This window comes from Clostridium tyrobutyricum (genome assembly GCF_019144085.1).
In the GTDB taxonomy this organism is placed as follows: Bacteria; Bacillota; Clostridia; order Clostridiales; family Clostridiaceae; genus Clostridium_B; species Clostridium_B tyrobutyricum_A.
Genome location: NZ_JAHHUY010000022.1, coordinates 39,929 through 52,169 on the forward strand (window position 1 = coordinate 39,929; position 12,241 = coordinate 52,169).

Below are 12,241 nucleotides of genomic sequence, written 5' to 3' on the forward strand. Positions count from 1 at the left end.
ATGAGTTCAAATATTGAAAATAATAGTTCTAGTTTAAAGTTCTTAGATAAGTTCACCAAGGTAATGTTAGGCATTGCATTTATTATCCTATTATGCATATTTGTTTCAAGCAAATATATGTACAACCATAAAATGAATGCTGGTGGAACAGATGACTTAGTAAATACAATGGCCTCTAAGACAATAAAAGCAGAAAGTCATCCTTTTGTTGAATTACCTGGAGATGCACAGGTAGGTGCTTTTACGGTAGCTGGATTTTTTTCTGGTATAATTATAGGGCATCATTGGGAAAAGCTTTTTGCTAAACCAGAATTAAATAAAAAATCTTTAAAGGAAGAATAAAAAATGGAATTATCCAATTTTAATCATTTCAATAATTTAAATACTCCTATACATCGTATGGACGGAAGAATAAAAACAGTGTTATTTCTCAGCAGCATAATAATTGCTGCTGTTTCTTCACACTGGTATTTTATAATTTCTCTTTTTTTAATTTCATTAATATGTTTTAATACATTAAAAATACCCTGGAAGAATTTAATAATCAGACTTATTCTGCCATTTTCAATAGCCTGGTTAGTTTTTTTAAGCAGTTTATTTACTAATGGAAGTCATATATTAACTTGCATTTATCTTGGTTCCGTAAAATTAACTATTTATAGAGAGGGTCTTCACCTCGGAGTTATAATTCTTTTAAGAATTATAACTGCCGTAAGCTTAGCTTGTATTCTATCTTTTAGTACTCCCATGATAGAAATTTTAGAAACGTTAAGACTACTTAAGATTCCCTCTATAATAATTGATATAGCCAATATGATGTATAGATATTTATTCATAATAGAAGAAACTGCACAGAATATGAAAAAAGCTCAACTTAGTCGTCTTGGTGATTCATTAAATTGGATAAATAAAATAAAAGATTCTGGGAAAATTGCACTTTATATATTGATAAAATCTCTAGATAAAAGCACTAGAATATATAAAGCCATGCTTAGCAGAGGATATAATGAAACAAGTAATACAATAAACTTCTTTAATCATCCTATACCAAAATTTGATCTATACCTTGGTATATTTGTAGAAATTATTTTAATAATTATGCTAATTTTAAATATATTAATCTAAAAAAGGGTGATAAATATGGAACTTATAAACTTATCCAATGTAAACTATACTTATGTTAACGGAAGTACAGCTCTTAAAAATATAAATGTGAATATAAATCCACAAGAAAGAATAGCAATACTTGGACCGAACGGAGCTGGAAAATCTACTCTATTTCAACTTTTTAACGGACTCTTGACCCCTACTTCTGGAAATATTACCGTAGATGGAATGACTGTCTGTAAAGAAAATTTATCTAAAATAAGACAAAATGTAGGGATGGTATTTCAAGATTCAGATGATCAACTTTTCAATTCCAATGTACGTCAAGAAATTGCCTATGGCCCTATGAACATGGGAATTAAAGGCAAGGAGCTGGATCAACGTATAAAATGGGCTTTAAACTCAACTAAAATATCTGAATATGAAAATAGAAGTCCTAATAATTTAAGTGGTGGTGAGAAAAAAAGAGTTGCTCTTGCCAGTGTTCTGGCAATGAAACCCAAAGTTCTTGTATTGGATGAGCCAACTACAGCTTTAGATCCTATTGGTGTATCCGAACTCATAAAATTGTTAAACTCTATAAATAAAGATTTAAAAATTACCATAATATTTTCTACCCACGATGTTGATATAGTTCCTCTTCTAGCAGATAGAATATTTGTTTTAAACAAAGGTGAAATAGTTCTCCATGGATCAACTGAAGAAATATTTTCAAATGTAGATACACTTAGAAAAATAAATTTAAGACTTCCTAGAGTAGCTCATTTAACAGAAATTCTAATAAAAGATGGATTTATAAAATCAGACAATCTTCCTTTAACTATAGGACAGGCTAGAGAACTTTTTAAGAAGAATATGATTAAATAGCTTACTTATGTTAAAATTATTATAAATTTACTATGATTAATGGAGATAAATATATGGATACATCAAAAGAGAGAAAATTTATAGATCTATTTAAAAATATTAATGGTGCTATTTTTGATTTAGATGGTACACTTATTAATTCTATGGGTATATGGGATGATATTGACAGAGAATATTTATGGAAAAGAGGATTAAGCATTCCTAAAAATCTAAAATATGATATAGAAAGTCTTAATTTTACTGAAGCAGCTAAATACTTTCAAGATAAATTTAGCTTATCTGATAGTATAGATGTTATACAAAACGATTGGTATGATATGGCCTTTTATAAATACTCAAATTCTATAATGCTTAAACCTTATGCACTTGAATTTTTAAAACTTTTGAAATCAAAAGATATAAAAATAGCTTTAGCTACAAGCAATTACAGGACCTTGGCAGAGGCAACCTTAAAGAAAAATAACATATATGAATTATTTGATGTAATTACTACGACTGAAGATGTAAAGCATGGAAAGAATTTTCCTGACATATATATTATGGCATCAAAGAAAATTAAAGTAATTCCTCGAAAATGTGTTGTATTTGAAGATTCACTTAATGCTATTAAAACAGTTAAATTATCAAATATGAAGATTATAGCAGTAAAAGATGCCTATTGTCCTCATAATTGGAATACTCTATTACAATATTCAGATTTAGGTATCACGAACTTTTCTGAATTAATCGGCATATTTTATAAATATATTAATATAATATAATTAGTACAATTTTAGGAGTATATAATTATGATAGGTTTCTTGTTTTTTATACTTATATCTGGTTCATTAGCAGCTTTTTATTATTTAAAGAACAAAATTTCAGCTCAGCGAAAACAAATTTTACTTTTAAAATATGAAAATAAAAAATTAAAACACAAAATCAAATCACTTAAGAATAACTAATAAATAAGAAATGATATTATATATTAATCTATAATATCATTTCTTATTTATTATTGATCCATTTTCATATTCTGGAACTATACTAACAATATCTTTTTGACAGCAATATTCCAAATCTTTATCTAATTTCAGATTTTTAATCACTTTATAATGCTTTGCATATTTAATAAAACTTATTATAGTTTTATTATTATCATATATATATTTAGCTGTTGTTGCTATATCTGAAGTTATTATACTATCAGTAATACGCATAATATTTTCTATAATATATCCAGCACAAATGAAGTCATCTATAGAAAACTGTCCATTAGTACCTGCATTGACAATAACAATATCATTATTCAAATCTACCAATTTACTAGCCACTGCCTTTGCATTTATCATAGCTCCTATTAAAATATTTTTAGCTGCACTGCTATTTTTAATAGCTTTAGTACCATTTGTGGTTGTCATAACCAAAGTTTTATCTTTTACTACATTGGACTTATATTCAAGTGGCGAATTAGAAAAATCAAAACCTTTTATTTTAACTGCATTTCTCTCTCCACCTAATATATACTTGTTTCTATTTGAACTAACTATATCAACAGCTTCATCAATATTTAATACAGGGATAACTTCTTTACAACCATTATTTATAGCCGTAATTATTACGGAAGTTGCCCTAAGCATATCTATAACTACCACAGATTTATTCTTTATATTATCCTCTTTTATATCATCCGCTGATATAATTATATCTATATTCATAAAATGCACTCCCATTTTGTTTATTATTAACTTAAATTAATCCCTTGATAAATTCTTTCATCATTTAATTTTTTATCTATTGCATTTAGTATCTCCCATTTTTTCAAACTCCATTTTGGTTCAATCAACATATTTCTAGGAGCATCCCCCGTAAGCCTATGTATAACTATACTAGAATCCATATTTGCAACTGCTTCACATATCAAATTTATATATTCTTCCTTACTCATAAATTTTAACAATCCCGAATTATATAATTCAACTAAAGGTGTATGCTTCATTAAATGCAACAAATGAAATTTTACTCCCTTTACTTTTATATTAGAAACATATTTTACAGTATTCATCATGTCCTGATATTTTTCATATGGCAATCCAAATATAACATGAGCAACCACATCGATATTTCTAAGTTTTAACTCAGTCACTGCTTTTTCAAAGGTATCAAGTTTATACCCTCTATTTATCTTTACAGCAGTAGTTTCATTGGATGTCTGAAGTCCAAGCTCAACCCATGTATATAATCTTTTGCTATATTCATGAATTAAATCCAAAACATCTTTATTTAGACAATCAGGTCTAGTTGCTATAGCAAGTCCAACAACCCCATCCTCTTCTACAGCTTCTTCATATTTCTTCTTAAGCACCTCAATTGGTGCATAAGTATTGGTGTAAGCTTGAAAATACGCAATATATTTGCCGGATTTCCACTTATTATTCATAACTTGTTTTATATCTTGAAATTGATGATGTATGGAAAATTTCCTATTTCCAGCAAAATCCCCAGATCCTCTATCACTGCAAAATGCACATCCTCCCGTACCTATCGTACCATCTCTATTAGGACAGGAGAATCCTGCATCTAAGGATATTTTAAATACTTTACATCCGAACTTATTTCTCAGATAATAATTTAAACTATAATATCTCTTATCTCCCCAATGCACTAAAATTCATCCTCCAACTTATACATATTAATTAACAATATTATATCACATTCTAATTGCTTTAAATTCCTTAAAATCTAACTGCCATTTACCTATAATATCATTTATGGAATCATCTTGCTTTGATTTTGCTGTAACATCAAAATTCAATACATCTTCATCAAAAGAAGAAAACGTTACATTAACCTTATCCATTGGGAAATTTTCTTCAAACTTATATTTTACCATATCTCCTCCATCTACTTCATAAACTCTAATACAACTATTAACACTGTCATTTGAATATTGTAAGGCCAAAAATTTTTCATCTTTGGAGAATCCCATAAAATTAACTTTAGAATTTTTCAAAATATCAATTGAAGTTATTTCTTTGCCAATTGAAGTCTCCATATCATCTTGACTTTGACTGGTATCTTCATTTCCTCCACCACTTTCCTGATCCCCTCCTGACTGTCCTTGAACTATCAGTGAATCGTCTATACTTATTATTCCTATATAAGTATTTGTATCTACACTAGTAATTGCCAGCAAATTGCCATTATATGAAAAATTCATCATTCCAAATCTACGTCTAGGTACTTGTATCTTATCTATATTTGCTTTATCATCCTTTGAAAATATATAGTTTGGTAATCCCCTTAGGGACATAACTAAATTAGAATTGGCATCATTTTTATTTTTTAACCTTATTTTATTTTTATATATAAACACTTCTCTTTGAATTATATTATTAGTTTCTGATATCTTATAGTTATTTCCCTCCTTTATTATTTTTATTGAATATTGATCCAAACTTGCAAATGATTTTTCCTTGCTTGATCTACAAACATTCATTATAAAAATTCCTGATTTTCCAACTTGACTGCTATTGGCTAAATTATATCCTACTATATTTAAATTTTTATTTTCATTTTTTGTTGGTGTATTTAAAAGTTCTTTTGAATACAATTTCTTTATGTTGTCCGTATCATCTTTTACAAGATAGTTCATATATGATTCAGCTACACTTGAAGCAGATTTCATGTCAAAATTGTTTTCAGTAATATAAGACCTATTCTTTGAATCAATTTGACAGCCTGTAAAAAATGCCAAGAATGAAACTATAATACAAAACAATTTTATTCTATGTTTATTCATGCATTATCATCCCCTTATATTTTTAATTTTATTTTTCCCTTAAATAAAAATTTAATTTATAATACATTATTTAAATTTAATTTTATATATTATAATAATGATACTTTTTTACATAGAAATGGGGGATATATATTGAATAAAAAATTACTAATATCTTTACAAATAGCAGCTGTTTTTATAGGTACTGTAGTAGGTGCTGGACTCGCATCAGGTCAAGAAATAACGCAATTCTTTACTATATATGGCTATAAAAGTTTTTTTGGTATACTATTGTGCTTTTTCATATACATATTAATGTCATTTTTCATAATAAATATAAGCTCCAAGTACAAATTAAATTCTTATGATGGATTAATTTCACTTGTCAGTCCTGGAATTTTAGGGATCATAATAAATTCATTAACTACATTTTTTTTAATAGGAAGTTCATCTATAATATTAGCCGGAAGTGGTGCTCTAATACATCAATATTTTGGAATATCTAAATGGATTGGAATAATAGTAATGATATTAATTTCTCTATTTGTATTATTTAAAGATACTAAAGGATTAATAAAAATAAATTCTTTTATAGTACCTTGCCTTATAACAATAATACTTGCAATATTTGTAATATATATATTATTTTATAGAGAAATCAATATACCTCAAATAAAAACTATCTCAGGATTTAAAAACCATTGGGTGTTTTCTTCACTCATATATGGATGCTTCAACATATTATGCTGCAGTGGTGTACTTGTACCATTATGTAAAGAAATTAAAAATACAAATTTACTTATGAGAGGTGTACTATTAGGTTCATTAGGACTCACATTGCTGGCTTTAATAATAAACTTCCTGCTTATGCTAAATATACCTTATATATTCAAATATGAAATTCCTCTATTATACATAGTTAATAGATTTGGAAAATCTCTACAAATATTATTGCTGTTTGTAATGTGGCTTGAAATGTTCTCAACAGAAGTTTCAAATATATATAGTACTGCTAAAAATTTTGAGGAAGTGTTCAATTTGCCTTATAAGCGAGCCTGTGTATTAATAATCCTTATAACTATACCTATATCTCAAATAGGATTTACAAAATTAATATCATTTTTATATCCTGCATTTGGTATAGTAAGTTTAATATTTATATTACAGTGCTTAATATTTTATATAAAAAGGCCTCATTAAATAATTCTATGTTATTATTAAAATATACTATTACATTGATTGGAGTGCCTTTAAATGTTAGATAAATTACAATGCTGCAAATTATGCTTAAGAAACTGTGGTGTAAATAGGCTAAAAAATGTACTTGGATTTTGCAAGGCAGGAGAAAAAGTTAAAATAGCAAAAGTATCCCTGCATAAATGGGAAGAACCGTGCATATCCGGTACTTGTGGATCGGGAACAATATTTTTCTCAAACTGCAACCTAAAATGTGTATTTTGCCAAAATTACAATATAAGTTCTAAAGGGCTTGGAAAAGAAGTCTCTATAAAGAGATTAAGTGAAATATTTTTAGAGCAACAGGAAAAAGGTGCACATAATATAAATTTGGTAACTCCTACTCACTACATACCTCAAATAGTAAAAGCATTGGATATGGCCAAATCAAATGGGCTTCAATTACCAATTTTATTTAATACTAATAGTTATGCTAATTTGGAATCAATAAAATATTTAAAAGGATATATAGATGTATATTTACCAGATCTTAAATATTTTGATGATAGATATGCTATAAAATATTCTAGTGCACCAAATTACTTTAAATATGCCTCTGAAAATATAGAGGAAATGATAAGACAAGTTGGAACTGTTGAACTGGATAAACAGGGCCTTATAAAAAAAGGTGTGATAATAAGACACTTGATGCTTCCCGGATTACTATTTGACTCAAAAAAAATAATAGATTATATTGCAAATAACTTTTCAAATTCAGCATATATAAGTCTTATGAATCAATATACACCTATGTATAAATCTTATATATTTCCTGAATTAAATAAACCTTTAAACCCTAAACATTATGATAAAATGATTGATTATTGTATTTCTCTTGGAATTACTAACGGATTTATACAGGATTCTGGAAGTTCATCTAAAAACTTTGTACCAGATTTTAATTTAAGTGGAATATAGAAGCATAGTTTTAAAATATTCTCTAAAACTATGCTTCTATAATATATGTTCATTAAATTTTATATTTTTCAAGATCACTTTTAAATAATTCAGTTATTCCTTTAAATTCCCCTATACCTTTTACAAGTTTTTTAATTTCATTTGTGTAATTGGATATATTAGCACTTACTTCCTCAGAAGAAGCAGAATTTTCTTCTGCAATAGCGGCCAAAGATTCCACATTATCATAAACACCTGAAATAGAGTCTGCCTCTTTAGTAAGCTCATTAATGGTTTCTATCATAGATGATGCTACACTGCTAATTGATGTTGTTGCTTCATAATTTATACGCCTTACCCCTTCGAGATTGGTAGTTTCACTTTGAAGCACATTAAACTGGGATTCTATTTTATGTACAAGTTCTTTTATCTCTTCTACAAATTTATTAAGATTGGAATTAATCTCTTCCACTGCATCTTGTGACTGCTCTGCCAGTTTTCTTATTTCCTCTGCTACTACAGCAAATCCTTTTCCTTGTTCTCCTGCTCTTGCAGCCTCTATAGATGCATTTAAAGCTAATAAATTAGTTTGTTCTGAAATTTCAGAAACTATAGAAACTATATTTGTAATATTTATTGCTTTAGATTGAAGTTCTGACCCCTTGTCCTTAACTTGTTGAAAACTCTCCAAAGTATTCAATATATTATTGCTTGTACTATTTACATTTTCATAACTGTTGTTTATTTTATCTATGGCCTTCTCTAATTCAGACTTATTATTGTTTTCATTATCTACTATATTTTTAAGATTGCCTATATTTTCATTTAATATCGATGCCACGCTTTCCGTATTTTCTGCCTGATTTACCGCACCATCTGCTACCTGTTCTACTACTCCTGATATATCATTTGATGTGCTGCTCATAGAACTGCTTATTTTATTTATATTGGTAACAAAAGTTCCCATTTCATCAGTAACACCCTTAAAACCAACAAAGTCAGATCTAACAACACCTTTGTAATCTTTTAAAGATTTATATATATCTTCAAAGAAGTCACTTGTCTCTATATCACTATCTTCAATATAACTGTTATTCTTTATTTCGGATATACTATCTAATATTAACTTTTTAGGCCTTACTAATAAAGAACCTGATATATACGAGCCAATAAAAGCTACTGCAGAAACAACTAATATCTTAACTATGTCATGCACTCCAAATAAAAAACCAGATACAATAAAACATAAGATAAAATTAAATATACCGACTTTTGCGCCTAAATTTTTTATAAATCCTAATGAAAGCAATTTACTAAATCTATAGATTTTTTTATAATATATATCATTTTCGAAAGTAAATTTAAACTTCATATAAGAATCATTTTTTTCAATTTGTTCTATCTGTAATTTTTCATTAAAAAATTTCGCACTTCCCTCTATCATTCCTAATAGATAATCAAACATTCCCCTTTTAGATTTATATTCAAATATAGCCTCTCTATTAGATATAGGCTCTATAGTTACTAAAGGAGGTTTGGCACCGGGAAATTTTTTAGTCATGACAACATGAACATCAAACATAGATTTAAAAAATGAGTAAAGATTTTCATGCTTAAAAAATGCTGGGTAAACTTTGTAAAACTGCTTTATATTATCTAATCCAATCTTTTTCCATACTACTTCAATTGGATCATTGCTTAACCTTGATACAGTCTTAATTGTTTGCTTTACTTTTTCATCATCTACATCTTCCACAGGAAAAAATATTTTAGATGGACTCCACCCAACTGAACTCATAGCATTATCTGCAACTTTATCGCCATACAACTTTCTACAAGTTTTTATCCACGTAGCAACAACAGTACCTTTCATTCTTTTCCCCCTTTACATATTCATTATTAATTTATTATAAATTTATCTCAAGTCTATCCAACTTTAAAATAGGTTTTAACTCTTTTTCTTCTTTAGTTTCTGTTCTCAAACTACCGGAATTACTTATTAAAAGTACTTTACTTCCACCTAATCTTTTAATTTGTCTTACAACCCTGTCGCCATCATATTCTAAAAGTAATATGGCATTGTTCTCTATTTCCTGAGTTAAATGTCCAAAAGCCATATCCCCATTCTTTATTCTAAATCCTGACATATCGTCATCTGATATCTTTAAGTATAGAACCTTATCTTTGGAATAACCTTCAACTTTATTATGTATAACAGGGAGTTGTTTAAAGCCTATTGATTTATTTAAATCATAATTATATATTGGAATGTTTTTAAGTACATCTGATAATGCATCACTCCACACATCGTTTACTATTTTTTTAGAGTTTACAGGTTTAATTTGACTCTTTTTTTCCTCTTTATATACATTTTCTTCAAATGACATAGTTATATCATTTATTTCTTTGCCTAAAATTTTAGATAACCTATCAATTATATCCTGATTCGCTATTCTCTTCCCTATTTCTACTTCATTTATGAATTTTTCAGAAACACCTAATTTTTTAGCAAGTTGTTTCTGGTTCATCTTCTTTACCTGCCTTGCATTTCTTATCTTGTCTCCTATTCTACTCATTTAGACCATCTCTTTCTAGAATATACTTATTTTTTCTTTTGTTGCTGCTGTTTTTTAAACCATTCTCTTTCCTGCATCAAATGATTGATTAAATAATCAAAAGTCCAATCAACAGATGTTTGCGTAACTACTGCAAAAATGGGGCTTGTTGAAAACCCACCTTTAATTTTCTTCATTGAACTACTTAACTCATCCTCAGTTAAATTGTTGAACAAAATTATCTTTTCATCAGGTATTTTAACTGTCTTGATGATATTTGTACTTCCAATTATTATATCTTTCAACTTCATTCCAGTCATTGATTTCTCAATTATTTTATGATTAGAAAAATTTTTATTGTTAGATATTTTATCTATAACTTCATTTTCTTTATTGTCTAATCCGTAAGTTATTATAAATTTATTATTTTTTAGTGTCATTAAAATCACCTTCCTAAATATTTATTTTAAAAATTATATGTATTTATTGTGATTTCAAAAGCTTATAACTTAATTTTATTATATTATCTGTATTTAAAGAGTTAAAAATATTTACATTTCCAACTCTATTATTATCCAAACACTTAATATCATATTTTAAAAGTTGCCTTTTAAGTTGATTTACTGTTCCAATACTTCCATCTATTATAGAAACTTTTTTATCCATTTCATCTAATACTTTTAATAATGTGTTTTTTATAAATGGATAATGTGTACATCCTAATACAACTGCTGCTATTTCATTTTCCTTAAAAGGTAAAAATTTCTCTTTTAAATATTCCTCTACTCTTTCTCCACAAGTTATTCCTTCTTCTATAAGTTCAACTAATCCAGGGCAAGGCATTTTTTGTATTTTATGTTTATTGTTATATTTTTTCATTAAGTTGTTAAATTTGTCTTCCAGTAGAGTTACAGGAGTTGCCATTATAATTATCTCACCTTGAGACTTGAACTCAACTGCAGGTTTCAAAGCCGGTTCAATACCAACTATAGGCATTACCTCTGCATATTTTTTTCTTAAATCTTCTATAGCAACACTAGTAGCAGTATTACATGCAACTACCAATGCCTTTACATCCTTATTTAATAAAAATTTGACAGCATCAAAAGTAAGCTTCTTAATCTCATCATGGTTTTTTACTCCATATGGAGCTTTAACTGAATCACCAAAATATACATAATCTTCATTAGGAAGTATTTCAACTGCCTGTTTTAAAACACTTATTCCTCCAACTCCAGAATCAAAAAATCCTATTGGCTTATTTCTCATGTCCATATAATCACTCCATCATGCTAATAGATACTATTTACACTTTATTCCTATTATATAATATAGATATAAACTATACAAATTGAAATTTAACCTATGTAATCACATTAAATCCTATATTTTATTTTATCATTATTATACTATACATTCTTACAAATATCCCTTAATACTACTACAATTGTATCAAATAAAAATTTCATTAATTTTTATGTCATTATACTGTATTTTGAATTTTTTCCTATTGACATATGCAAATATTAATTATAAAATCAACAATATAACAGGAATATAATTAATTATTTAATATATATTAAACGTAATTATACTCTTTTATTATTTATGAGGGGGCAAACTTATGTCAAAAGATTTAATTTATTCAATATCAAAAGAAAATCATTCGGAAAGTGATCTAAAACAAATTGTAACTTCCCATCCAGAAATAAAGTTCGTATCTGCTGTAGGAGTAGATTTATCTGGAAACAACACAGATGAAAAAATTCCTATAAAAGTATTTCTTGATGATATATATGCTTTCCTAAAAGGTGCTGTA

At 27.5% G+C, this 12,241-nt stretch carries 14 protein-coding genes and 1 pseudogene; 8 read left to right on the forward strand and 7 right to left on the reverse strand.

The window, feature by feature from the left end:
- From KM800_RS10550 to KM800_RS10570, 5 genes are read left to right on the forward strand one after another with little or no spacing between them, the layout of a single operon-like run.
- On the forward strand, positions 1 to 342 hold the full coding sequence (locus KM800_RS10550) for a hypothetical protein (protein WP_217813032.1): 342 nt from the start codon (positions 1 to 3) through the stop codon (positions 340 to 342).
- A gap of 3 nt (positions 343 to 345) precedes the next feature.
- On the forward strand, positions 346 to 1,125 hold the full coding sequence (gene cbiQ / locus KM800_RS10555; RefSeq protein WP_217813033.1) for a cobalt ECF transporter T component CbiQ: 780 nt from the start codon (positions 346 to 348) through the stop codon (positions 1,123 to 1,125).
- A 15-nt stretch (positions 1,126 to 1,140) separates the two neighbouring features.
- On the forward strand, positions 1,141 to 1,974 hold the full coding sequence (locus KM800_RS10560; RefSeq protein ID WP_217813034.1) for an energy-coupling factor ABC transporter ATP-binding protein: 834 nt from the start codon (positions 1,141 to 1,143) through the stop codon (positions 1,972 to 1,974).
- Between the two features lie 53 nt (positions 1,975 to 2,027).
- Positions 2,028 to 2,735, forward strand: a complete 708-nt coding sequence (locus KM800_RS10565; RefSeq protein ID WP_217813035.1) for an HAD family hydrolase — start codon at positions 2,028 to 2,030, stop codon at positions 2,733 to 2,735.
- Positions 2,736 to 2,762: 27 nt separating this feature from the next.
- Positions 2,763 to 2,918 carry a septum formation initiator family protein gene (locus KM800_RS10570; protein ID WP_017753177.1) on the forward strand — a complete coding sequence of 52 codons (156 nt, stop codon included), beginning with the start codon at positions 2,763 to 2,765 and terminating at the stop codon, positions 2,916 to 2,918.
- A 36-nt stretch (positions 2,919 to 2,954) separates the two neighbouring features.
- Here the strand turns inward: KM800_RS10570 and KM800_RS10575 are convergent, their stop codons facing one another.
- Genes KM800_RS10575 through KM800_RS10585 form a run of 3 tightly spaced genes read right to left on the reverse strand, consistent with a single transcriptional unit; the run spans position 2,955 to position 5,755 of the window.
- A complete protein-coding gene (locus KM800_RS10575; RefSeq protein ID WP_217813036.1) occupies positions 2,955 to 3,671 on the reverse strand; it encodes a 2-phosphosulfolactate phosphatase family protein in 717 nt (238 codons plus the stop codon).
- Positions 3,672 to 3,697: 26 nt separating this feature from the next.
- Positions 3,698 to 4,618 (reverse strand): TIGR01212 family radical SAM protein, encoded by a 921-nt coding sequence (locus KM800_RS10580; protein ID WP_217813037.1) that lies wholly within the window; start codon positions 4,616 to 4,618, stop codon positions 3,698 to 3,700.
- A gap of 45 nt (positions 4,619 to 4,663) precedes the next feature.
- Positions 4,664 to 5,755, reverse strand: a complete 1,092-nt coding sequence (locus KM800_RS10585) for a hypothetical protein (RefSeq protein ID WP_217813038.1) — start codon at positions 5,753 to 5,755, stop codon at positions 4,664 to 4,666.
- Between the two features lie 129 nt (positions 5,756 to 5,884).
- Here KM800_RS10585 and KM800_RS10590 point away from each other — a divergent pair, with 129 nt between their 5' ends.
- Both KM800_RS10590 and KM800_RS10595 read left to right on the forward strand, forming a co-directional pair.
- Positions 5,885 to 6,934 (forward strand): transporter, encoded by a 1,050-nt coding sequence (locus KM800_RS10590; RefSeq protein WP_419195468.1) that lies wholly within the window; start codon positions 5,885 to 5,887, stop codon positions 6,932 to 6,934.
- A 54-nt stretch (positions 6,935 to 6,988) separates the two neighbouring features.
- Positions 6,989 to 7,888, forward strand: coding sequence for a radical SAM protein (locus KM800_RS10595; protein ID WP_217813040.1), 900 nt, complete (start codon positions 6,989 to 6,991; stop codon positions 7,886 to 7,888).
- A 52-nt stretch (positions 7,889 to 7,940) separates the two neighbouring features.
- On the opposite strand, the gene KM800_RS10600 is transcribed toward KM800_RS10595, so the two are convergent.
- Genes KM800_RS10600 through murI form a run of 4 tightly spaced genes read right to left on the reverse strand, consistent with a single transcriptional unit; the run spans position 7,941 to position 11,697 of the window.
- Positions 7,941 to 9,740, reverse strand: a complete 1,800-nt coding sequence (locus KM800_RS10600) for a heme NO-binding domain-containing protein (protein WP_217813041.1) — start codon at positions 9,738 to 9,740, stop codon at positions 7,941 to 7,943.
- 34 nt (positions 9,741 to 9,774) lie between these two features.
- A complete protein-coding gene (locus KM800_RS10605) occupies positions 9,775 to 10,443 on the reverse strand; it encodes a S24 family peptidase (RefSeq protein WP_217813042.1) in 669 nt (222 codons plus the stop codon).
- 26 nt (positions 10,444 to 10,469) lie between these two features.
- A complete protein-coding gene (locus KM800_RS10610) occupies positions 10,470 to 10,862 on the reverse strand; it encodes a DUF3783 domain-containing protein (protein ID WP_217813043.1) in 393 nt (130 codons plus the stop codon).
- Between the two features lie 43 nt (positions 10,863 to 10,905).
- Complete coding sequence (gene murI, locus KM800_RS10615; RefSeq protein ID WP_217813044.1) at positions 10,906 to 11,697, reverse strand: glutamate racemase; 792 nt, start codon at positions 11,695 to 11,697, stop codon at positions 10,906 to 10,908.
- Positions 11,698 to 12,046: 349 nt separating this feature from the next.
- On the opposite strand from murI, the pseudogene KM800_RS10620 reads away from it, so the two are divergent.
- Positions 12,047 to 12,241: pseudogene (locus KM800_RS10620) on the forward strand (glutamine synthetase); the annotation flags it as partial.

What these genes read in the sequence shown, in the direction of transcription:
- KM800_RS10550 (WP_217813032.1), top strand. Translation starts at nt 1, where the DNA reads ATGAGTTCAAATATTGAAAATAATAGTTCTAGTTTAAAGTTCTTAGAT.
- cbiQ (WP_217813033.1), top strand. Translation starts at nt 346, where the DNA reads ATGGAATTATCCAATTTTAATCATTTCAATAATTTAAATACTCCTATA.
- KM800_RS10560 (WP_217813034.1), top strand. Translation starts at nt 1,141, where the DNA reads ATGGAACTTATAAACTTATCCAATGTAAACTATACTTATGTTAACGGA.
- KM800_RS10565 (WP_217813035.1), top strand. Translation starts at nt 2,028, where the DNA reads ATGGATACATCAAAAGAGAGAAAATTTATAGATCTATTTAAAAATATT.
- KM800_RS10570 (WP_017753177.1), top strand. Translation starts at nt 2,763, where the DNA reads ATGATAGGTTTCTTGTTTTTTATACTTATATCTGGTTCATTAGCAGCT.
- KM800_RS10575 (WP_217813036.1), bottom strand. Translation starts at nt 3,671, where the DNA reads ATGAATATAGATATAATTATATCAGCGGATGATATAAAAGAGGATAAT.
- KM800_RS10585 (WP_217813038.1), bottom strand. Translation starts at nt 5,755, where the DNA reads ATGAATAAACATAGAATAAAATTGTTTTGTATTATAGTTTCATTCTTG.
- KM800_RS10595 (WP_217813040.1), top strand. Translation starts at nt 6,989, where the DNA reads ATGTTAGATAAATTACAATGCTGCAAATTATGCTTAAGAAACTGTGGT.
- KM800_RS10600 (WP_217813041.1), bottom strand. Translation starts at nt 9,740, where the DNA reads ATGAAAGGTACTGTTGTTGCTACGTGGATAAAAACTTGTAGAAAGTTG.
- KM800_RS10605 (WP_217813042.1), bottom strand. Translation starts at nt 10,443, where the DNA reads ATGAGTAGAATAGGAGACAAGATAAGAAATGCAAGGCAGGTAAAGAAG.
- KM800_RS10610 (WP_217813043.1), bottom strand. Translation starts at nt 10,862, where the DNA reads ATGACACTAAAAAATAATAAATTTATAATAACTTACGGATTAGACAAT.
- murI (WP_217813044.1), bottom strand. Translation starts at nt 11,697, where the DNA reads ATGGACATGAGAAATAAGCCAATAGGATTTTTTGATTCTGGAGTTGGA.